Source organism: Limnohabitans sp. WS1 (assembly GCF_003063265.1).
Taxonomy (GTDB): Bacteria; Pseudomonadota; Gammaproteobacteria; order Burkholderiales; family Burkholderiaceae_C; genus Limnohabitans_A.
Map to the genome: position 1 here is coordinate 109,204 of NZ_NERU01000005.1, position 20,556 is coordinate 129,759.

Annotated in this window: 19 protein-coding genes; 13 read left to right on the top strand and 6 right to left on the bottom strand. The window is 61.5% G+C overall.

Annotated elements, in window-relative coordinates; genetic code table 11:
* The first annotated feature begins 6 nt into the window (after nt 1-6).
* From B9Z48_RS08905 to B9Z48_RS08915, 3 genes are all read left to right on the top strand, one after another.
* The gene (locus tag B9Z48_RS08905) at nt 7-3,105 is read left to right on the top strand and encodes an efflux RND transporter permease subunit (protein ID WP_108377874.1); all 3,099 of its coding nucleotides are present in this window, start codon (nt 7-9) and stop codon (nt 3,103-3,105) included.
* Nucleotides 3,106-3,134: 29 nt separating this feature from the next.
* Entirely contained in the window at nt 3,135-4,733 is a 1,599-nt protein-coding gene (locus tag B9Z48_RS08910; protein ID WP_108377875.1) for a phosphoethanolamine transferase, read from the top strand.
* Between the two features lie 304 nt (nt 4,734-5,037).
* Entirely contained in the window at nt 5,038-5,739 is a 702-nt protein-coding gene (locus B9Z48_RS08915; RefSeq protein WP_108377876.1) for an SDR family oxidoreductase, read from the top strand.
* Nucleotides 5,740-5,770: 31 nt separating this feature from the next.
* Here B9Z48_RS08915 and B9Z48_RS08920 read toward each other — a convergent pair whose 3' ends face one another.
* Together B9Z48_RS08920 and B9Z48_RS08925 are read right to left on the bottom strand one after the other, a co-directional pair.
* Entirely contained in the window at nt 5,771-6,553 is a 783-nt protein-coding gene (locus B9Z48_RS08920) for a DUF6671 family protein (RefSeq protein WP_228769271.1), read from the bottom strand.
* 71 nt (nt 6,554-6,624) lie between these two features.
* Nucleotides 6,625-7,632, bottom strand: coding sequence for a sodium-dependent bicarbonate transport family permease (locus B9Z48_RS08925; protein WP_089959289.1), 1,008 nt, complete (start codon nt 7,630-7,632; stop codon nt 6,625-6,627).
* Between the two features lie 84 nt (nt 7,633-7,716).
* Here B9Z48_RS08925 and B9Z48_RS08930 point away from each other — a divergent pair, with 84 nt between their 5' ends.
* Nucleotides 7,717-8,613: a LysR family transcriptional regulator gene (locus B9Z48_RS08930; protein ID WP_089959292.1), complete on the top strand. Its 897-nt coding sequence runs from the start codon at nt 7,717-7,719 to the stop codon at nt 8,611-8,613.
* Nucleotides 8,614-8,820: 207 nt separating this feature from the next.
* Here the strand turns inward: B9Z48_RS08930 and B9Z48_RS08935 are convergent, their stop codons facing one another.
* From B9Z48_RS08935 to B9Z48_RS08945, 3 genes are all read right to left on the bottom strand, one after another.
* On the bottom strand, nt 8,821-9,924 hold the full coding sequence (locus tag B9Z48_RS08935) for a hypothetical protein (RefSeq protein ID WP_108377877.1): 1,104 nt from the start codon (nt 9,922-9,924) through the stop codon (nt 8,821-8,823).
* Nucleotides 9,925-10,045: 121 nt separating this feature from the next.
* Complete coding sequence (locus tag B9Z48_RS08940) at nt 10,046-11,584, bottom strand: cryptochrome/photolyase family protein (RefSeq protein WP_108377952.1); 1,539 nt, start codon at nt 11,582-11,584, stop codon at nt 10,046-10,048.
* Between the two features lie 41 nt (nt 11,585-11,625).
* On the bottom strand, nt 11,626-11,796 hold the full coding sequence (locus B9Z48_RS08945; protein ID WP_089959303.1) for a DUF2256 domain-containing protein: 171 nt from the start codon (nt 11,794-11,796) through the stop codon (nt 11,626-11,628).
* 87 nt (nt 11,797-11,883) lie between these two features.
* On the opposite strand from B9Z48_RS08945, the gene B9Z48_RS08950 reads away from it, so the two are divergent.
* The 9 genes from B9Z48_RS08950 to B9Z48_RS08990 all read left to right on the top strand — a co-directional run bounded on the left by B9Z48_RS08950 (nt 11,884) and on the right by B9Z48_RS08990 (nt 19,833).
* On the top strand, nt 11,884-12,489 hold the full coding sequence (locus B9Z48_RS08950) for a glutathione peroxidase (RefSeq protein WP_146186253.1): 606 nt from the start codon (nt 11,884-11,886) through the stop codon (nt 12,487-12,489).
* Nucleotides 12,490-12,509: 20 nt separating this feature from the next.
* On the top strand, nt 12,510-13,829 hold the full coding sequence (locus B9Z48_RS08955) for an NAD(P)/FAD-dependent oxidoreductase (RefSeq protein ID WP_108377954.1): 1,320 nt from the start codon (nt 12,510-12,512) through the stop codon (nt 13,827-13,829).
* Nucleotides 13,826-14,617 (top strand): DUF1365 domain-containing protein, encoded by a 792-nt coding sequence (locus B9Z48_RS08960; RefSeq protein ID WP_108377878.1) that lies wholly within the window; start codon nt 13,826-13,828, stop codon nt 14,615-14,617. Before B9Z48_RS08955 ends, B9Z48_RS08960 begins: the two co-directional genes overlap by 4 nt.
* Before the next feature lie 29 nt (nt 14,618-14,646).
* Entirely contained in the window at nt 14,647-15,888 is a 1,242-nt protein-coding gene (locus tag B9Z48_RS08965) for a cyclopropane-fatty-acyl-phospholipid synthase family protein (RefSeq protein ID WP_228769272.1), read from the top strand.
* Nucleotides 15,889-15,893: 5 nt separating this feature from the next.
* Nucleotides 15,894-16,508, top strand: a complete 615-nt coding sequence (locus B9Z48_RS08970) for a chalcone isomerase family protein (protein ID WP_108377879.1) — start codon at nt 15,894-15,896, stop codon at nt 16,506-16,508.
* Nucleotides 16,505-17,845, top strand: coding sequence for an MFS transporter (locus B9Z48_RS08975; RefSeq protein WP_108377880.1), 1,341 nt, complete (start codon nt 16,505-16,507; stop codon nt 17,843-17,845). Before B9Z48_RS08970 ends, B9Z48_RS08975 begins: the two co-directional genes overlap by 4 nt.
* 99 nt (nt 17,846-17,944) lie before the next feature.
* Complete coding sequence (locus B9Z48_RS08980) at nt 17,945-18,475, top strand: DUF3833 domain-containing protein (RefSeq protein ID WP_233261072.1); 531 nt, start codon at nt 17,945-17,947, stop codon at nt 18,473-18,475.
* Between the two features lie 122 nt (nt 18,476-18,597).
* Entirely contained in the window at nt 18,598-19,368 is a 771-nt protein-coding gene (locus B9Z48_RS08985) for an SDR family oxidoreductase (RefSeq protein ID WP_108377956.1), read from the top strand.
* Between the two features lie 30 nt (nt 19,369-19,398).
* Nucleotides 19,399-19,833, top strand: coding sequence for a nuclear transport factor 2 family protein (locus B9Z48_RS08990; protein WP_108377882.1), 435 nt, complete (start codon nt 19,399-19,401; stop codon nt 19,831-19,833).
* Nucleotides 19,834-19,863: 30 nt separating this feature from the next.
* Here B9Z48_RS08990 and B9Z48_RS08995 read toward each other — a convergent pair whose 3' ends face one another.
* Nucleotides 19,864-20,553, bottom strand: coding sequence for a substrate-binding domain-containing protein (locus B9Z48_RS08995; protein WP_108377883.1), 690 nt, complete (start codon nt 20,551-20,553; stop codon nt 19,864-19,866).
* Nucleotides 20,554-20,556: the final 3 nt, after the last annotated feature.

Genomic DNA, 20,556 nt, shown 5'->3' on the forward strand with positions numbered 1-20,556 from the left:
GACGTCATGCTCAACGTCTCTTCCTGGTCGATCCGCAACCCGATCCCGGCCGTCATGCTGTTTGTGCTGCTGACGCTGGCCGGTTTCATCGCTTTTGGGTCCATGAAAGTGCAAAACTTTCCGGACCTGGACGTGCCCACAATCTCGGTCACCGCCAGCCTGCCCGGTGTCGCGCCTTCGCAGCTCGAAACCGATGTGGCCCGCAAGCTCGAAAACGCGCTGGCCCCGCTGCAGGGCCTCAAACACATCACCACCAAGGTGCAAGACGGTGTGGTATCGATCACCGCCGAGTTCCGCATGGAAAAGCCCAGCCAGGAGGCGGTGGACGACGTGCGCTCGGCCATTCAGGGTGTGCGGGCCGATTTGCCCGGCGACCTGCGCGACCCGGTGGTGCAAAAGCTCAACCTGGCCGGCTCGCCCGTGCTGGCCTACACCGTGCGCTCGTCGCGCATGGACGACGAGGCCCTGTCGTGGCTGGTGGACAAAGACATCACCCGCAAGCTTTTGTCGCTGCGCGGTGTGGGTGCCGTCAACCGCGTGGGCGGCGTGACGCGTGAGGTGCGTGTGGCGCTCGATGTGAACCGCTTGCAATCGCTGGTCATCACGGCGGCCGAGGTGTCGCGCCAACTCAAGCAGGTGCAGCAAGAAGGCTCGGGCGGGCGCATGGATTTGGGCGCGGGCGAGCAGCCTGTGCGCACCTTGGCCACCGTCAAAACGGCGCAAGAGGTGGGCCAGATCGAGCTGGCCACATCGCGTGGTGGCAGCGTTCGGTTGGACCAAGTGGCCACGGTGAGCGACACCCTGGCCGATGCCCGCTCAGCAGCCAGCCTCAACGGTGTGCCTGTGGTGGGCTTTGAGGTGGTGCGCAGCAAAGGCGAGAGCGAGGTGGCCGTGGGCCGCTTGGTGCGCCAGGCGCTGGCCGAATACCGATTGCAAAACCCGGACATCGAGATCACCGAATCCTTCGACTTCGTGACCCCGGTGGAAGAGGAATACAACGGCTCACTCGTGCTGTTGTACGAGGGTGCGATTTTGGCGGTGCTGGTGGTGTGGCTGTTTTTGAGAGACTGGCGGGCCACCTTTGTGTCGGCCGTGGCCTTGCCGCTGTCGGTCATCCCGGCCTTCATTGGCATGGCGTATTTGGGGTTTTCCATCAACGTCGTGACTTTGCTGGCGCTGTCTTTGGTGATCGGCGTGTTGGTGGACGACGCGATCGTCGAGGTGGAAAACATCGTGCGCCATTTGCGCATGGGCAAGTCGCCGTACCAGGCGGCCATGGAAGCGGCCGACGAAATCGGTCTGGCGGTGATCGCCACCACCTTCACCCTGATCGCGGTGTTTTTGCCCACCGCGTTCATGAGTGGCATTCCGGGCAAGTTCTTCAAGCAGTTTGGCTGGACGGCGTCACTCGCGGTGTTCGCCTCGCTGGTGGTGGCGCGGGTGCTCACGCCCATGATGGCGGCCTACATCCTGAAGCCCATCGTCACAGCCGCGCACGAGCCGGGCTGGCTCAAGCGCTACATGGTCTGGGCCACTTGGTGCATGAAGCACCGCTTGGTCACCATGGTGCTGGCTACGCTGTTTTTCATCGGCTCCATCATGCTGGTGCCTTTGCTTCCCAAGGGCTTCATTCCGCCAGATGACAACTCACAAACCCAGGTCTATGTGGAGCTGCCCCCCGGCTCGACCTTGGCGCAAACCCAGGCCAGTGCCGAGCACGCCCGCACGCTGCTGATGACGGTGAACGACGTGAAAAGCGTATACACCACCATCGGTGGCGGCAGCGCGGGCTCTGACCCGTTTGCAGGCGGTGGCGCGGCCGAGGTGCGCAAGGCCACGCTCACCATTCAGCTGAGCGAACGCGGCACACGCCCGCGCAAGCAGGTGATTGAAAACGACATCCGTACCGCGCTGCAGCAACTGCCCGGCGTGCGCAGCAAGGTGGGCTTGGGCGGCTCGGGCGAGAAATACGTGCTGGTGCTCACAGGCGAAGACCCGCAGGCCCTGCAAACCGCCGCCATGGCGGTGGAGCGCGACCTGCGCACCATTTCAGGCCTGGGCTCCATCGCGTCCACCGCCAGCTTGGTGCGCCCCGAGATCGCAGTGCGCCCCGACTTTGCCAAAGCAGCCGATTTGGGCGTGACCAGCGCGGCCATCAGCGACACCTTGCGCGTGGCCACGCTGGGCGACTACGACCAGGCATTGCCCAAGCTCAATTTATCGGAACGCCAAGTGCCCATCGTCGTCAAGCTGGGCGACGAGTCCCGGCACGACCTGAGCACACTCGAGCGCCTGATGGTGCCCGGCAGCCGTGGCCCCGTCATGTTGGGCCAGGTCGCCAGCATCGAGGTCGCGGGCGGCCCGGCGGTGATTGACCGCTACGACCGCCAGCGCAACATCAACTTCGAGATCGAGCTGTCGGGCATGCCCTTGGGCGACGTGACAGCGGCGGTTCAAAAGCTGCCTGCCCTGCAAAGCCTGCCACCCGGCGTGAAGATCGTGGAGGTGGGCGACGCCGAAGTCATGGGCGAACTCTTTGCCAGCTTTGGCCTGGCCATGCTGATCGGTGTGCTGTGCATCTACATCGTGCTGGTGCTGCTGTTCAAAGGCTTCTTGCACCCCATCACCATTTTGGCGGCGCTGCCGTTGTCGCTGGGCGGCGCGTTTGTGGGCTTGCTGATCGCACAAAAGAGCTTCTCCATGCCCTCGCTCATTGGCCTGATCATGCTCATGGGCATCGCGACCAAGAACTCCATCTTGTTGGTGGAATACGCCATTGAAGCGCGGCGCGGCAAACCCGCCGAGGGCGATCACCCCGCCGTGCCGCCCATGAGCCGCTGGGACGCGATTTTGGACGCCTGCCACAAGCGGGCACGCCCCATCGTCATGACGACGATTGCCATGGGCGCGGGCATGCTGCCGATTGCGGTGGGCTGGGGCGCGGCGGACGCGAGCTTCCGCTCACCCATGGCGATTGCCGTGATCGGCGGCTTGCTCACCAGCACGGTGCTCAGCTTGCTGGTGGTGCCCGTGGTGTTCACGTATCTGGATGACTTGGGGCAGTGGTCAGGACGGATGTTCAAGAAGGTGACGCGGGGGGCATGAGCGCCGCCTGAGCCGCTTTGACGAACACCATGGCACCCCAACTGCTTCGCCTGTTGTTGGCCGGCTTGGCCCTGAGCACCTTGATCTTGGCGCTGGTGCTGGCTTACGAGGGCAAACGGATTGTTCAGATGATGGTGCTGGCTTTGCCTGCTGTGCTGTGCCTGTGTTGGCCCAGCCGGCGCAGGGGGTGGCGAGTGCTGCAGATGGTTTTAGCCGGCATTTTGGGGTTTGCCTTCATCCTGGATGCCGCTGTGCGCGGCTTTTTGCTCGACGTTTATGGGGCCAGCCCGGCCAGTGCCATGGTCATCGCGGCGGTGGCCAACACCACCGCCCAAGAAGCCACGGAGTTCATGGCGATGCACGCCGGCCGTGTGTGGCTTTGGGCATTTTTTGTGCTCATGTCGCTGGCCATCTTCATGGCCACGCTTGTGGGGTGGTGGCGCATGCCTTCACCAACTTGGAAGCTCGCAGGCTGGCGCTTGGGGGGCCTCTTGTTGCTGCTGACTTGGGTGGTCCTGTCTTTGGCCATCAAACCTTGGCGGCAACACCATCCGATGCTTTTTTGGACGGACTGGGTGGCTGACGTGTCTTCTTTGCGTGAGCAATGGGCCAACCTGGGCGAGCAGCGCCAACGTTTGATAGCAAATGCGCAGAAGCAAAAACCGCTCACCACGGCAGATGCCCCCGATACCGTGGTGTTGGTTATCAGCGAAAGCATTAACCGGGGGCACTTGTCTTTGTATGGCTATCCGCGTCAAACCACACCCCAGCTCATGCTGCGTCAACAAACGCAAGCCAATCGCTTGGGTGTTTTCAGGCATGCGTGGTCTACCGATGCCAGCACGATTGCGGCCCTGCGCAATTTCTTTTACTTGGGTCAACCCGAGCGTGCACAACAGCACTTGCTGGCGCTGGCTGCAACAGCAGGCTATCAGACTTGGTGGATCAGCAACCATGACGATCTTGCCATTGACCAAGAACATGCGCAGTTGGCGGATTCGGTTCACATGCTGAATAAAACGCCTGGACGCTCTGGCTTGTCACTCGATGAAAGTACTTTGCCCGTGCTGGACGCAGCCTTGCAAGACTCAGCACCACGCAAATTGATTGTTTTGCATTTGCTGGGCTCGCATCCGCATTACCAGTTAAGGCACCCCCAAGAGCGGGTCCCTTTTCACAACGCCAAGGATGGCATTTACCAAGGCATGAAAGATCAGGGCCGTTCAACGCGGGTCAGAAGTTTGCGCAACGACTACGACTCGGCCATTCATTACCACGACAGTGTGGTGGCAGCCACCTTGGATTTGACACGCAAGTATGGGAAGAAGGCTGCATGGGTTTATTTTTCGGACCATGGGCAAGAGGTGGGCCACGCGGGCGAACATGTGGGTCACAGCGCCTTGACGGCCGATGGATACCGTGTTCCTTTGCTGTTGTGGGCTGATGCCATGGCCTCTTTGCCCAGCCCAACTTTTTTGCAACCGGTTCGCACCGATTGGCTGGGTTACAGCGTGGTGCGCTTGCTCGGCATCGATTGGTTGGGGCATGTCCCGCAGCAGGATGTGCTCGACCCGATGTACCAGTGGAAACCACCGCCTTTGGACATGGTGGCCGACTTTCGATCTTGAGGATTTCGGGTTTTCATTCGCTTGGCTCATTGATCCTGCCCGGTGAAGTTTGCATGAACGCTTTTTTTGTGGGAGCGACGCCCTCGTCGCGATAAAGCCCCGCAGACCACCAAGAATCGCCCCGAGGGCGGGGCTCCCACAATGCCCCCATCGCTGATGACTGTACCCAAGGCAAGCCTTGCACTTCAAACTTCACAGGGCCGGATCAATACATGGGCGAAGGCACAGGCACAACCATTTCGTGACCGTGTTGCAAAATCTCCATCGGACATTCGATAAACAACACAAGACAAAGGACCTGCAAATGAGCAACAAAGTGGCGATGGTGGTAGGCGGCGGCAGTGGCATGGGTGCGGCTGCGGCGCGTAAGCTGGCCCAGGATGGCTTTCAGGTGGCAGTGTTGTCTTCGTCTGGCAAGGGCGAGGCACTGGGGCGTGAGTTGGGGGGCATTGGTTTGACAGGCTCCAACCAATCGAGCGAAGACCTGCAAAAGCTGGTTGACCAAACCATGGTGCGCTGGGGCCGCATCGACGTGCTGGTCAACAGCGCAGGCCACGGCCCCAAAGGCCCGTTGCTGGAGTTGACCGATGCGCAGTGGCACTTGGGGCTCGACATGTATTTCTTGAACGTGGTGCGGGCCGTGCGTCTGGTGGCACCCATCATGGTCCAGCAAAAATCGGGGTCCATCGTCAACATCTCCACCGCTTGGGTGGTCGAGCCCAGCGCGATGTTCCCGACATCGGCTGTGGCACGCGCGGGCTTGGCCGCTTTCACCAAGCTCTTTGCCGACGAGAACGCGGTGCATCAGGTGCGCATGAACAATGTTTTGCCCGGCTGGATCGACAGCCTGCCCGCCCAAGAGCAGCGCCGCCAAAGTGTGCCCATGCAACGCTACGGCACCAGCGAAGAAGTGGCCGCGACCATCGCCTTTTTGGCCTCGGATGCAGCGGCTTACATCACGGGCCAGAGCTTGCGCATTGATGGGGGGTTGATGCGTTCGGTGTGAATGCCTGCGATCAGGCGCATCGCTTGCAGCTTCAAGGGTTGCAGAAATCACACCGCGCAGGATCAGCCCAAGGCTGGGTGGGGACTGCGCGATGTTCTTCGTGGCCGCATTTTTTGCAGCCCCATATTTCGGCTTTGGGCAAACGGGTCAAGCTGCCACACGCACGGCAGGGCAGACCCGGAATCTGCTGGCTCAGCCAGTAGCCCGGCGAGTCACAGCTTGGGCATACCGACAGCAATTTTTGAATGAGCTCTTCGGTGGCTTTGAGGATTATTTTTTGGCGAGTCGGGTTGCAAAAAGCCCGCAGATCGTTTTCGACAAACACCGCCCCATTGGCGGACTTGGCTTGGGCTAGATGGAAGGCTTTCAGCAGAGTCTGGTGATCTCGGATGCCTTTGTCCATGTCAGGGTGCTCGGGGTGTTCGGGCCGCAGCACAAGATGGTGTTCAGGAAACCCGGCCTCGTTGGCAAAGCGCTCGAGCTCTTGAGGGGTTTTGACCATGCTGTGCAAGCTTTGGGCAGGGCCGTGTGCAAAGCCCGTCACTTCAATTTCGTACAAGCGATCGACCCACAACACAACTTCTGTGTTCCAAGGCATGAAAGCGCCAAAAGGGTCGGGGCCAAACGAACCTTCACTGGCCATGCCGACAGATGCACCCGTCAGCGCCATGCCGATGCTGGCTTTTTTGCGGGCTGCGTCGAGTTGGGAACCCGCTCGGGTCAGTTCACGCGTGAACGTGCCCAATTGGTCGGTGTCGTAGCCATCGGTGTGCACCAATTGGCAGCCCAGCGCGGCTTCGAGTGGTTCGCGCACGAGATCCTGCTTGCCATGTTGCGTCAAAAACGCGACGGGGCGACCATCATAAAAACGACCTTTTGCCATGCTCATGTCAGAACGGCCTGCGCTACCGCCAAATAAACCGGAATGCCCAGCACAATGTTGAGCGGAAAGGTCAGCCCCAGGCTCAGCCCAAAATACAGCGCGGGTTTGGCCTCGGGCAAGGCGGTGCGCAGCACGGCGGGCACGGCGATGTAGGACGCGCTGGCCGCCAGCACCATGAGCAAGGCCCCGTTACCGGCTCCCAGATTCAGGCCCCACGCCAGACCCAAGGCCAGGCCCGCGTGCACCAGGGGGCCAACCACCGCATAAGCGATCAGCACGGGCGACTGGCCCTTGACTTGTGGCAAGTTACGCGCCGCCATCAAGCCCATATCGAGAAGAAAGAAGGCCAGCATGCCTTTGAAAAGGTCTACCGAAAACGGTGCCATCGCCTCTTTGCCTGCTTCGCCCGTGACCAAGCCAATCACCATCGCCCCCAAGAGCAACAACTGCGCGCCATCGGTGAAGGACTCATGCAAGATTTTGCCCACCGAGCTGCCAGCCGGAGCAGCAGGACCCCCCAAAGCGGCCACGCCGCCCGCTTGCAGCACAACGCCCGAGGCCTGCTTTTGCCGCAATGAATTGGCCAATACCACCGCCAAGATGATGGCGGGCGACTCCATCAGGGCCATGGCCGCAGCCATGTGCCCGCCGTAGGGCACGCCCTGGTTTTCCAGCGTCTGCACCGCCGTGACAAAGGTCACCGCGCTCACCGAGCCGTACGTGGCGGCCACGGCCGCTGCGTCAAAACCCGAGACAAAGCGCCGCAGCACGGCGTAACCGATGAGCGGGACGACGATGGCCAGCAACACCGCAGCGGCCAAGCTGATGCCCACGTCGGCCGTCAGGCCCGATTGCGACAGCGCAAAGCCACCCTTCAGGCCCAGGGCCATCAAGAGGTAGAGCGACAAAAAGCGGGAGATGGCGGGCGGGATTTCGAGGTTGGATTTGACGGTGCCGGCCAGCACGCCGAAGATGAAAAAGAGGATGGCCGGGTCGATCAGATTTTGCATGGGTGTAGTCCTTGCGCCGATCATAGGAACGGACGGGACACTTGTAAAATCGATTCTTCAACCCTTGAATATAGATAAAAATCTATGAACGTCAGCTTCCGTCAATTGCGATTGTTTCTGGCCTTGGCCGAAACCGGCAGCGTGAGCGCTGCAGCCAAGGTGATGCACGTCACCCAGCCCACGGCCTCGATGCAACTCAAGGACATCAGCGAATCCGTGGGCTTACCGCTGTACGAGTTGGTGGGCAAAAAACTCTACCTGACCGAGGTGGGCCAAGAGCTGGCGCAGACCGCCCGCGCCGTGGCGCACACCTGGGACGCGTTTGAGCAAAACGTGGACGCCGCCAAGGGCTTGTCGCGCGGCAAGCTGCGGGTGGCGGTGGTGAGCACGGCCAAGTACTTCATGCCACACCTGATCGGCAGTTTTTGCAAGCGGCACCCGGCCATTGACGTGTCGCTCGAAATCCTGAACCGCGACGGTGTGGTGCAGCGCCTGCAGGGCAACCTTGATGACCTGTACATCATGTCCATGCCGCCCAAAGACATGGACTTGGGCGACGAGGCCTTCATGCCTAACCCGATCGTGGTGATCGCGCCGACATCCGACCCGCTGGCCAAACGCAGCGCCGTGCCTTTGCACGAGTTGGCTGAGCGCCGCTTCATCTTGCGCGAAAAAGGCTCGGGCACACGCATGGCCGCTGACCAGTTTTTCCGGTCCATGAAGTTCCGCCCCGATGTGCGGCTGGAGCTGGGCAGCAACGAGGCGATCAAGGAGTCGGTGGCCGGGGGCCTGGGAGTGGGCGTGGTCTCGCGCCACGCCCTGCATGGCCACCAAAAAGAAAACGGCGTGAGCGTGATCGATGTGCAGGGCTTTCCCCTGCCCTCGGCCTGGCACATCGTCTACCCTGCCGGCAAAAAACTCTCACCGCTGGCGCTGGCCTTCAAGCAGCATGTGCTCAAGCAGATCAGTCGGCGCAAATGAGTTGGCCCCCGCACCTGCGGCCACGGCTGATGGATTTGGCCCTGTGAAGTTTGTTGCGAACGGTTTGTCTTGCGCACGGCGATCAGCGATGCGATCAGTGTGGGAGCCCCGCCCTCGGGGCGATGGGGTGGTGTTCTGCGAGGCTTGATCGCGGCGAGGGCACCGCTCTCACAAAAAATACGTGGGGTGTTGGTCTATGCCCATCGATCAGACAGACCGCACATTCAAGACGTCCAGTGCAGCACGCAAGGCTGGGCCCATTCTCATCGGCCGCTCGGCCAGATTGGGGAAGGGCACGGGGGCTTGCTGCAGGTGGTGTTGGATGGCTTGCACCATGGCCTGGACATCGTTGATCGGGGTGAACAGCACCAGATCTTCCCAGTCGGCGTGCTGGCCCTGATCGGTGGCGGCTTCAGAAATGACACGCGCACCCAAAGACAGGCATTCACAAATGCGCGTACTTTCCAGCAAGGCGTTTTCGTAATAGTGAATATTGACCACCACCCGGGCTTGGCGCATGGCCTGCCACAGGTCTTGGCCATACAAACTGCGCTCGGCCCGCACCACAAAATGTTCGCCCAGCACTTTGAGAAAGGCTTGTCTTCTTTTGTTTTTCAGATCGCCGTAAAACAGCACATCGCATGTGCTTGAGGCTTCAGAGCCGGTCCACGTGCTTGCATCTGCGGCTCCTGGGTAATGGGCGACTGGCGACAAGGGCACATGAAAAAGCAGGTCGGCTGGCAGACCTTGTTGGATCAAAAACTCGATGTTGCGTGTTGAATAGTCAAAAACGGCCAGCGAGTTGTAAAGCACATTCAGATACTCGGGGGTGAACCAGCGGGGATGAACGGATTGCTCCATCTGAAAAACGATGCGCTTTTCGCCCGGCGGCAAACGGGCAAACATTTGGGGGCAAATCACCAGATAGAGGTCTTCGTCAAAGTCCTCGGACATGTCGAATTGAATGCGCACCTCCAAGCCCAAAGCCGCTGCATGGGTTTGCAAGGCATGGGCCACAAATGTGGTTGGGCGTGTGCAGACGATGATCAGGGTGCGCACATCACCCAAGGCCTTGTGTTCAATGAGATGTCGGCGGCGCACTGGCCAATCGTTTTGAGCGGATGGCGCAGGGTTTTGCCAAGCCAAGCGCAGCCAGGCCCGAAAGGCAGGGTGAAAGTCACCCGTCGGTGGGCAGACCCAGCTTTTGAACAAGGGACGCGGGGCCAATTGGGCATCAAAGACCAGCGATTTCAACCAGGCACGGGGTTTGCCATTGGCATGAAAACCAATTTTTTTGAACAGATGGGCCATGTTGGGATGTCAGCTGACGCACACAAAGAGCCTTGCATTGTCACCAGAAACGCGAGGGACACATTCTTGTGCGCTCCGGTTTCGTGCAGACCATGCGTTGAAGGACTGTGGCAAGGGTCAGTTACACCTGATCCAACCCCGTTCGCACAGCCTCAGCCTGCAGCCCGATTTGTGTCTTGTCCTCAGAGCTCATCTTGCCCACATGCTTGACCATGAGTGCCGTGCGCGGGTTGCCTGCAAAGTCGCTCTCGTGCCGGATCAGGAAATCCCAATACAAGGTGGTCATGGGGCAGGCGCTGGGGCCGGTGCGCACTTCGGGCTGGTAGCGACAGCCTTTGCAGTAGTTGCTCATGCGGCTGATGTACTGGCCGCTGGCCACATAGGGTTTGCTGGTGAAGCGCCCGCCGTTGGCGTGCAGGGCCATGCCCAAGGTGTTGGGCGTCTCCACCCATTCGACCGCGTCCACGTACATGGCGCGGTACCAGGCGCTTACCTTCTGGGGTGACAAGCCCGCCAGCACCGCAAACTGTCCAGTCACCATGAGGCGTTGGATGTGGTGGGCATAACCGTGTTGAAGCGTTTGGCCAATGGTCGCTTGCATGCAGGCCATGTGGGTCTCACCCGTCCAGTACCACTTGGGCAGGTTGCGGGTGTGGCCGTAGTGGTTGGCCTCAGCCATGTGCGGCATGTCCAACCAATACACACCGCGAATGAACTCGCGCCAGCCCAGCACCTGGCGGATGAAGCCCTCGACACTCGCCAGCGGCAAGCCGCGTGCGTGGTAGGCCTGCTCGGCCGCCGCAATCACCTCACGCGGGTTGAGCAGGTGCAGGTTCAGGCTGCTGCCCACCAGCGCGTGCCAGCCAAAGGGCAGCGTGGTCCACATGGCGTCTTGCCAGGCGCCAAAGTTTTCCAGGCGTTGGTCGATGAAATGCTGCAGCGCCACCAGCGCGTCTTCTCGGGTGACAGGCCAAGCAAAGTGGTCCAGCGTGCCTGGGTGCTGGGCAAAGCGTGTTTGCACCAAGGCGATCACGTCTTGCGTCACGCGGTCAGGTGCAAAGCGGGCGGGCGGGGGCACGGTGCCCGGGCCTTTGGCACCAAAGCCTTTGCGGTTCTCGGCATCAAAATTCCATTGCCCGCCAATCGGCTCTTTACCCTCCATCAGGATGCCGTGGCGTTTGCGCATCTCGCGGTAAAAGAACTCCATGCGCAGCTCTTTCTTGTCGCCAGCCCATTTGGCAAACTCGGCGCGGCTGCACAAAAAGTGTGTGTCGCCCACCCAGCGCAACAGGGTTTGGGCCTGCGCTGCGGCGTCTTCGATCAGCCGCTCCATGCGCCAGGCCCCGGTTTCCATCACCACCAGCGCTTGGGGCGGGTCGGTGCGCAAGGCATGGGCCAAGCGGCTGGCAAAGTCCGGGGGCAGCTCGGTGTCGTCCACCTTCATATAGGTGAAGGGCCAGCGGCGGCGGTGCGCTTCGATGGCAAAGTGCCGCATGCCCGACAAAAAAATGGCGATCCGGGCTTGGTGGTTCCAGACTTCACCCGCTTCGCTGTCGGCCTCGATCATCAACAACCGGTCTTGGGCGGGGTCAAAGTCTGCCAAGGCCGGGTTGTCCCAGCCCAGCTGGTCGCCCAAAACCAAAATCAGGTGACGTGTCATGCCTTGTCTTTCGTGGGTGGGGGACATTCAGGATGGGGAGCTCAGGTACTGGCTGCCTTAGACTTGTCGGCTCTGCAACGGTCACTGCAGTACAACACGCTGTCCCAGTTCTTGGCCCAGCTTTTGCGCCAGCTCATGGCCCGGCCACAAACGGCGCAAGGTTTTTGCGGCAAATCCTGTTTGTTCCCCTTAAAACCCGAGGGTTTGGGCATGTTCGTCTCCAATCAAAAAGGGCTGGCGTGACAATGAGAGCAAACAAGTTTAAACTGATCAGTCACAAAATGAATTTTGAAGTGCAAATGAACCACTCATGGGTAAAACAATGGGGTCCCAGCCTGCTTTTGGCCTTGGTGGCTGCCGTGCTGGGCTTGGGACTCGAGTCTGCGCAAGCCAACCCGCAAAAGGCTGGAAACGCTGTGGCCTGCCCCACCCTCCTCAATCACACATTTGACCGCCTGCAAGACGAAAAGCCCCAATCGCTGTGCCAATACGCAGGCAAAGTGGTGCTGGTGGTCAACACCGCCAGTTTTTGCGGTTTCACATCCCAGTACAAAGGCCTGGAAGCCCTGAACACCCAGTACAAAGACCAGGGTTTGGTGGTGCTCGGCTTTCCATCGAACGACTTTTCGCAGGAAAAAGGCAGCAACAAAGACATTGCCGCCTTTTGCGAAAGCACTTTTGGCGTGAAGTTTCCGATGTTCACCAAAACCCAGGTCACGGGCGATGGCGCGGCCCCCTTGTTCAAACAGCTGACCGCACAAACCGGCCAAAAGCCGCGCTGGAACTTTCACAAATACCTGATCGGCCGCGACGGCAAGGTCATTGACCAGTACAGCAGCATGACCGGACCCGAAAGCAAGACCCTGTTGTCGGCCATCGACAAAGCCCTGAAAGCCCAGCCATGAGCATGACAAGCAAGCCGCGCATGAAACTGGCCATCGTGGGTTCGGGCATTTCCGGCTTGGCCGTGGCCCACACCCTGAAAGACCATGCCGACATCACCGTGTTCGAGGCGGGTGACTACTTTGGCGGCCACACCCACACGGTCGACATCACACTGCCCACACCCCAGGGCCCGGTCACGCACGGCGTGGACACCGGCTTTTTGGTGTTCAACGAACGCACCTACCCCAACCTGATCAACCTGTTTGCCGAGCTTCAGGTGGAGACCGCGCCGTCCGACATGTCGTTCTCGGTCAAAGTGCCGGGGGCTCTGAATGGCAAAACCCTGGAGTGGAGCGGCACCGACCTGAACAGCGTGTTCGCGCAGCGCGGCAACCTGGTCAATCCACGGTTTTGGCGCATGTTGGCGGACGTGATGCGTTTCAACGCCCTGTGCACCCGCATCGCCAAAGAGCAGCGCGAAAAAGAGCTGCAGCAGCCCCTGTCCGACTTTTTGCGCACGCACCAATTCAGCGAGCCGTTTCGCGACTGGTATTTCCTGCCCATGCTGGGCTGCATCTGGAGTTGCCCAACCGACCAGATGCTGCAGTTCCCTGTGGCGACCATGATCCGGTTTTGCCACAACCATGGCTTGATCCAGGTGACGAATCGCCCGCAGTGGTTCAGCGTGGTGGGCGGTGCCCGAAACTACGTCGAGAAAATTCTGGCGGGGGTGCACGACAAACGCCTGAACACCCCGGTGCGCCTGATCGAGCGCGATGCACAAGGCGTGCGCATCATCACCGACGGCCATGCCGAGCGCTTTGACCAAGTCGTCATCGCCACCCACACCGACCAGGCGCTGGGCATGCTGCGCGAGCCCAACACGTATGAGCGCAGCTTGCTGGGGGCCATACGCTACCAGGACAACCGCGCCGTGCTGCACACCGACGCCAGTGTGCTGCCCGCCAACCCCAAGACCTGGGCCGCGTGGAACTACGAACGCGCCGCCAGCAGCGAGCGCGAGTCCTCGCGCGTGTGCCTGCATTACCTGCTCAACCGCTTGCAACGCATCCCGTTTGCGCAGCCTGTGGTCGTGTCGCTCAACCCCTTGCACGACATCGACCCGGCCACCATCGTGGGCGAATACGACTACGCCCACCCGGTGTTTGACCTGGCCGCCATCGAGGCGCAAAAGCGTTTGCCCTTGCTGCAAGGCCAGCAACACACCTGGTATGCCGGAGCCTGGACATGTTATGGCTTCCACGAAGACGGCCTGAAATCGGGCCTGCAAGTGGGCCGCGCCCTGCTCAAACTCATCCACGAACAGGCCAGCCCTGTTCAGGACCGACTGGCCGCATGACACCCACCCCGGTCATTGCCCACACCGCGCTCATCGGCTGGGGCCAGGTGCGCCACACGCGCCACCGCCCAGCGCACCACGCCTTCGCCTACCCCACCGCGTTTTTGATGCTGCCCATGCGCAGCGTGCAAGCAGGGGTGTGCCGCACCGATCTGGCCATCAACCGCAGCGCCTGGTTTGCCTTTCACGATGCCGACCACGGCGATGGTCGCCCGGCCGAGACGGGCGGTGCCCTGGCTTGGCTCGATGCTTTGCTGCAGCGCGAAGGCATAGAGGACGCCAAGGGCGAGGTCTGGCTGCAGGCTTTCCCCCGCGTGCTGGGCCATGCCTTCAAGCCCGTGAGCTTTTGGTATGCGCACCGCGCCGATGGCAGCCTGGCCGCCATCGTGGCCGAGGTGAACAACACCTTTGGCGAGCGCCACTGCTACCTGCTGCCCGAGCCGCAATACGGCCAAACCCTGCTGGCCCACAAGGTGTTCCACGTCTCGCCCTTTTGTGATGTGCAAGGCGAGTACCGCTTTCGATTCATGCGCACGCAACACAACGGGCAAGACCGCATCGTGGCGCGTGTGGACCATGGCGACGCCGACGGCCCCTTGATCGACACCAGCTGGAGCGGCGCGCTCGAGCCCGCGACGGCAGCCGCGCTGCGCCGCGTGATGTGGCGCTTTCCGCTGCTGACGTTTGGCGTGGTGGCCCGCATCCACTGGCATGCGCTCTTGCTGTGGCTGAAAAAAGTACCGTTTTGGCGCAAGCCCGAACCGCCCCGCGATTTTGTGACCCGATGAACACTGGACCCCACCGGATGCCGACCTCCATGAAGACTGCTGACCACGCCCAAGCCTTGGGCAGCCGCGCCACCACCATTGCGCACGCCAGCTTGCCCAAAGCCGCAGCGCGTTTGCTGAGCCTCTTGACCCGCCTGAAAATCGGCACGCTCACGGTGCATGCACCCGACGGCAACCTTCAGGTCTTTGGCACACACGAGGCCCCTTTTGCGGCCCTGCACATCCATCGCTGGGACATGTGCGCCGAGGTGCTCAAGTCGGGCGACATTGGTTTTGCCGAAGGCTATATGGCGGGCGACTGGACCACGCCCGATCTGGCCGCCCTGCTGCGCTTGACCATTGCCAACCGCGACCACATCGAAAGCGCGATTTATGGCCACTGGCTGGGGCGTTTGTTTTACCGCATCAAGCACCTGCTCAACCGCAACAACCGCAGCAATAGCCGCAAAAACATCCACGCCCATTACGACTTGGGCAATGCTTTTTATGAGTTGTGGCTGGACGGCACGATGAACTACTCGTCGGCCTGGTTTGAAGGCGACCACACAAAGGACATGGCCGAGGCCCAAAAAGCCAAGGTGCGCCGCGCCCTGCGCATGGTCAACGCCAAGCCGGGCGATCGTGTGCTGGAGATCGGCTGCGGCTGGGGCGCATTGGCCGAGGCGGCCACGACCGAGTTTGGCTCGCACATCACCGGCGTGACCTTGTCCACCGAGCAGCTGGCTTTTGCCAACGCCCGCATGCAATCGCATGGCGTGCAGGCACGCGCTGATTTGCGCCTGCAAGACTACCGCGACATCAACGACGGCCCTTACGACGCGGTCTGCTCCATCGAGATGATCGAGGCCGTGGGCCAGGAATACTGGCCCACCTACTTTCAGACCATCAGCCGCATGCTCAAGCCTGGTGGCCGTGCCTGCGTTCAAAGCATCACGATCGACGACCGCTTTTTTGAGCGCTACTTGCAATCGACCGATTTCATCCAGCAGTACATTTTTCCGGGTGGCTGTTTGCCCAGCCCGAGCGAATTTCGCAAACAAGCACAAGCGGCCGGCCTGCAGGTGGTCGACGAGCTGAACTTCGGCCCCGACTACGCCGAGACCTTGCGCCGTTGGCGCGAAAGCTTCATGGCGCAGCTTGACGTTGTCCGGACGCTGAAATTTGACGACCGATTCATTCGCCTGTGGTCCTTTTATCTGGCCTATTGCGAGGCCGCGTTCGATGAGGCCAACATCGACGTCGTGCAATTCACTTTGGCCAAACCCGGCTGAAACCCATGCTCAACCCACCCCAAACAACACAAGGCCTCCGCTTGCGCCGTCGCACTTTGCAGGGCTGTTTGTGTCTGTTGCTGCCCGGTGTGTGGTGGGGCACTGCGCAATCGCAGGTCAGCGGTGTGTCCAGCCCCAACGCCGCTTACAGCCGCCCTGAAGTGGCCGCCCTCAAAGGGGTGGTGCCCACAGCACCGGTGCGTTTGCGGGTGTGGGGGTTCGAGGTGTACGACGCGCGGTTGTGGACACCAGCCGGGTTCCGACACGGACAAGCTCTGCAGTTTCCGTTTGCGCTGGAGTTGCAATACCTGCGCAAGCTCGAAGGCGCAGCCATTGCCAGCCGTTCGATTGACGAGATGCGCCGCATCGGGAGCTTCAGCGATGCACAAGCGCAAACCTGGCTCGCGGCCATGCGCGAACTGTTTCCCAACGTTTCAGCGGGTGAACGCATCACGGGTGTGAATTTGCCGGGTGAAGGGGCCGAGTTTTGGGTCAATGGCCAACGCGTGGGCCTGGTGAAAGACCCGGCTTTTGCGCGTTTGTTTTTTGGCATATGGCTGGATGAGCGCACGTCCGAGCCGAAGATGCGCAACCAGTTGCTGCAAGGTTTGTCGCCATGAGCGCTCCCTTGACTTTGGCACCGTCGGCCGGGCCGCGCCAGGCCTCGGCCGCTTATGGTTTGCTGGGCTTGCCCTTGGCCTTTGTGGCCTTGCCGGTGTATGTGCATTTGCCCAATGTGTACGCCCAGCAATACGGCGTGACACTGGCGGCTTTGGGCGCGGTGCTCTTGCTCAGCCGCAGCGTGGATGCGGTGGTGGACCCGTGGCTTGGGCGTTGGGGCGACCGGCTGTACCGCCACTCGTGGCAGGCCGTGTGGCTGGCGGCGGTGGTGTTGGCCTTGGCCGTGGCGCTGGGTTTTGCGGCTTTGTTTTTTCCGCCCGCTGCGGCTTTGTCGCCCACGGGCTTGTTGGTGTGGGTGGGGGCTGCACTCACGCTCAGCCACCTGGCCTACAGCGGGCTGGGCATCTTGCACCAGGCCTGGGCCGCGCGGCAAGGCGGTGGTGGCATGGCGCAAAGCCGCTGGGTCGCTTGGCGCGAGGGCTTTGCGCTGGTGGGGGTGTTGCTGGCGTCGGCCCTGCCCGCGCTGTGGGGTTGGGGGCCGACCACGGCCTTGCTGGTGATCATGCTGGCGCTGGGCTTGTTGGCTTGGCGGCGGGTGGCACGCAGCGCCTTGGCATCCACGCCTGAGGTGGTTTCAGGTCATGCGGTGGGCAGCCTTTGGCAGCCGTGGCAGCACGCTGGCTTTCGCCGCTTGTTGATGGTCTTCATGCTCAACGGCCTGGCCAGCGCCGTGCCCGCCACGCTGGTGCTGTTTTTTGTGCAAGACCTGCTGCAAGCGCCCAAGGCCATGGAGCCGCTGTTTCTGGGCCTGTACTTTGCAGCCGGGGCGCTGTCGTTTCCGCTGTGGCTCAAGGTGATCGACCGCATCGGCCTGCTGCGCACCTGGGCCACCGGCATGGCTTTGTCGGTCATGGCCTTTGTCAGCGTGGTCACGCTGGGCGCGGGCGACACGACGGGCTTTTTGCTGGTGTGTGCCTTGTCGGGCATGGCGCTGGGCGCGGATCTGACGGTGCCTGGTGCCCTGCTCAACCAATTGATTGACCACTGCGGCGAGCGGGGCCGCACAGACGGCGCGTTCATGGGCTGGTGGAATCTGGCCACCAAACTCAATCTGGCTTTGGCCGCTGGGCTGTCGCTGCCATTGCTCGGCCTGTGGGGTTATGCCCCGGGCCAGCAAGGTGCTGATGCCGTGCTGGCGCTGGGCCTCGCTTATGGCCTGCTGCCTTGTGTGCTCAAGCTTTTGGCCGGACTGGCTTTGTATGCGGGCCTGATGCGCCGCCCCGATTTGATCTCGGGGCCTGATGCGGTCCATCTTTCGGCCCACCCCTCGGCATGAAGCCGCTTTGAACTGACAACACGAGAGATTCTCATGCGCCAAACACAACCCGCCATGATCCACCGCCGCACAGCCTTGAGCCGCCTGGGCGCTTTGTCCATGGCCGCAGCGACGCCTTTTGTGGCCAGCTGCGCCGGGCCGCAGGTGCAAAGCTACGCGCAAGAAAAACCGCTGCTCGATTTGCGCACCTACTTCACCGGCACCATCGATGCCTGGGGCGTGTTCACCGACCGCAGTGGCCAGGTGGTCAAACGCTTCACCGTGGTCATGGACTGCAGCTGGAACGGGGACGAAGGCGTGCTGGACGAGGCCTTTGTGTACTCGGACGGCACGAAGCAGCGCCGCATCTGGAAGCTCAAGGCCGGACCGAACGGCAGCTACATCGGTCGCGCCGACGACGTGGTGGGCGAGGCTTCGGGCCAGGTCAGCGGCAACGCCTTTCGCTGGGGCTACACCCTGGCGTTGCCCGTGTATGGTCGGGTCTGGAACGTTGACTTTGACGACTGGATGTACCTGATGGACGACCGTGTCATGCTCAACAAGGCCACCATGAGCAAATGGGGTGTGAAGCTGGGCGAAGTGACCCTGTCCTTCACCCGCCGCACGCCTTTGGCGGCGAAGCCGGGTTGATGCGCATGAACAACGCACCATCCAGCGCGACCACACTGGCCGTTGAAGCGGTCGATGTGGCCACGCCCAAAGTGGGACCACAAACCACCGCCCCTGTCCCTCAGGCACCCGCCCGCAGCTGGCTGCAGCTGAACACCCCGATCACCGATTGGCAGGGCCGCCGCGTCTGGCTGGTCGGTGCATCCACCGGCATCGGCCTGGCCTGTGCGCAAGCGCTGCGCTCGGCTGGGGCGCAGGTGGTGGTGTCGGCCCGCAATCCGCAGGGTGTGCAAGACTGGGCCGCCCAGGATGCAGGCGTGAAGTGGCGTGCGCTGGATGTGAGTGATGCGGCCCAAGTACAGGCCACGGCCCGCGCCCTGCTGGCCGAAGGCCCGCTCGACATGGTCGTGTACGCAGCGGGTTACTACCGCGCCCAACGCGCCACGGCCATGGACCTGAACGACCTGCTGCAGCACGACAAGGTCAATTACCAGGGCGCTTTGCAGGTCATCAACGCGGTGCTGCCGGGCATGCTCGCCCAGCGCAGCGGGCACATCAGCTTGCTCAGCAGCGTGGCCGGTTGGCGTGGCCTGCCCAATGGCCTGGCCTATGGCCCGACCAAGGCGGCCCTGACCCACCTGGCCGAGACGCTCTACATGGACTTGCAAGACCAGGGCATTGGTGTGAGTGTGGTCAACCCCGGCTTTGTCGCCACGCCGCTGACGGCACAAAACCAGTTCACCATGCCCGCCCTGATCAGCCCCGAAGAGGCAGCCCGTGAGATGCTCAAGGGCTGGGCACAAGGGCAGTTCGACATCCACTTTCCCAAGCGTTTCACGCTCTGGCTCAAGTTGCTCAGATTGCTGCCTTACCGCTTGTACTTTCCGCTGGTGCGCCGATTCACCGGTTTGTGAAGCACGCCCACACCCCGATTGAAAGCCCTCATGAACACCCGCCAAGCCACCGAAAAATTGGCCACCTTTTTTGAAGCCCTGTCGCCGCAAAGCGTGTCGCAGTTGCACACCTTGTACGACGCGCAAGCCCGCTTCAAAGACCCGTTCAACGAGGTGCAGGGTTTGCCCGAGATCGAGCGGATTTTCAGGCACATGTACGTGGCGCTGGACCAGCCGCACTTTGTGGTGACCGGCCAGGTGGTGGATGGCACACAGGCCTTCTTGACTTGGGAATTTCGCTTTCGCTTCAAGCGGTTTGACACCACCACGTTGCAAGCCGTTCGCGGGGCCAGCCACCTGCTGTTCAACGATCAAGGTCTGGTGACCCTGCACCGTGACTACTGGGATGCCGCCGAAGAGTTGTACGAAAAGTTGCCCGTTGTGGGGGCCTTCATGCGCTGGCTCAAAAAACGCGCCAACACCTGAGCGCTGCACCGCAGGTGTTGGCCGCTCGTTTTAGAACTCAAATCCGCCTTGTCTGCGCACCGCTTCAGAGGCGCTGCCGCTCAATAAATCGGCCAGCATTTGCGCTTGTTCCGGCTTGTTGGAGGCCGTGCAAATGCCCAGTGTGTAGTCCGTGCTCAACTCAAATTCGGCCGGCAGCACATCGACCAGGTCCACGCCTTCGGTGTAGTTGATTTCGGTCACTTGTGTGCAGCCGATCAAGCCGCTTTCTGTGCTTTTGGCCATTTCGCCCATGGCCGTGGCCCCATTGGGAAACACGCGAAATTGGCTGCGCAGGGTTTCATCGAGTCCCAAGGCCTTGAGCACGTTCATGAAATGGATGCCCGCCGTGGCTTTGTCGGGGTCCGGAAAGTAAATGCCCTTGGCCGCGCTCATGGCCGCATGCAGCTCAGCGCGGGTGCGCACGGGCGGATGCGGCGTGCCACTGCGCACGGCCACACCGGTTTTGACCCGGCCCAGCGAGCGTGCGCTGCCGGCCACCACATGCCCTGAGGCCATCAGTTGCTCGATCAGGGGTTGGGTCAGGATGATCACATCGCAGGGCGCACCGCTGAGCAGTTTGTCGCGCATCATGCCCACGGCGCTGAAGGTGCCCTCGATGCGGCTGCCGGTGCGGGTCTCAAACTCGGCCTGTACGCCCTGGACCACGGCTGCGGCCGCGCCGCCACTCAATACATGCATGTT

Excerpts from the sequence above, each read along its gene's own strand:
- B9Z48_RS08905 (WP_108377874.1), top strand. The coding sequence starts at position 7 with ATGCTCAACGTCTCTTCCTGGTCGATCCGCAACCCGATCCCGGCCGTC.
- B9Z48_RS08910 (WP_108377875.1), top strand. The coding sequence starts at position 3,135 with ATGGCACCCCAACTGCTTCGCCTGTTGTTGGCCGGCTTGGCCCTGAGC.
- B9Z48_RS08915 (WP_108377876.1), top strand. The coding sequence starts at position 5,038 with ATGAGCAACAAAGTGGCGATGGTGGTAGGCGGCGGCAGTGGCATGGGT.
- B9Z48_RS08925 (WP_089959289.1), bottom strand. The coding sequence starts at position 7,632 with ATGCAAAATCTGATCGACCCGGCCATCCTCTTTTTCATCTTCGGCGTG.
- B9Z48_RS08930 (WP_089959292.1), top strand. The coding sequence starts at position 7,717 with ATGAACGTCAGCTTCCGTCAATTGCGATTGTTTCTGGCCTTGGCCGAA.
- B9Z48_RS08935 (WP_108377877.1), bottom strand. The coding sequence starts at position 9,924 with ATGGCCCATCTGTTCAAAAAAATTGGTTTTCATGCCAATGGCAAACCC.
- B9Z48_RS08940 (WP_108377952.1), bottom strand. The coding sequence starts at position 11,584 with ATGACACGTCACCTGATTTTGGTTTTGGGCGACCAGCTGGGCTGGGAC.
- B9Z48_RS08945 (WP_089959303.1), bottom strand. The coding sequence starts at position 11,796 with ATGCCCAAACCCTCGGGTTTTAAGGGGAACAAACAGGATTTGCCGCAA.
- B9Z48_RS08950 (WP_146186253.1), top strand. The coding sequence starts at position 11,884 with ATGAACCACTCATGGGTAAAACAATGGGGTCCCAGCCTGCTTTTGGCC.
- B9Z48_RS08955 (WP_108377954.1), top strand. The coding sequence starts at position 12,510 with ATGAAACTGGCCATCGTGGGTTCGGGCATTTCCGGCTTGGCCGTGGCC.
- B9Z48_RS08960 (WP_108377878.1), top strand. The coding sequence starts at position 13,826 with ATGACACCCACCCCGGTCATTGCCCACACCGCGCTCATCGGCTGGGGC.
- B9Z48_RS08965 (WP_228769272.1), top strand. The coding sequence starts at position 14,647 with ATGAAGACTGCTGACCACGCCCAAGCCTTGGGCAGCCGCGCCACCACC.
- B9Z48_RS08970 (WP_108377879.1), top strand. The coding sequence starts at position 15,894 with ATGCTCAACCCACCCCAAACAACACAAGGCCTCCGCTTGCGCCGTCGC.
- B9Z48_RS08975 (WP_108377880.1), top strand. The coding sequence starts at position 16,505 with ATGAGCGCTCCCTTGACTTTGGCACCGTCGGCCGGGCCGCGCCAGGCC.
- B9Z48_RS08980 (WP_233261072.1), top strand. The coding sequence starts at position 17,945 with ATGGCCGCAGCGACGCCTTTTGTGGCCAGCTGCGCCGGGCCGCAGGTG.
- B9Z48_RS08990 (WP_108377882.1), top strand. The coding sequence starts at position 19,399 with ATGAACACCCGCCAAGCCACCGAAAAATTGGCCACCTTTTTTGAAGCC.
- B9Z48_RS08995 (WP_108377883.1), bottom strand. The coding sequence starts at position 20,553 with ATGCATGTATTGAGTGGCGGCGCGGCCGCAGCCGTGGTCCAGGGCGTA.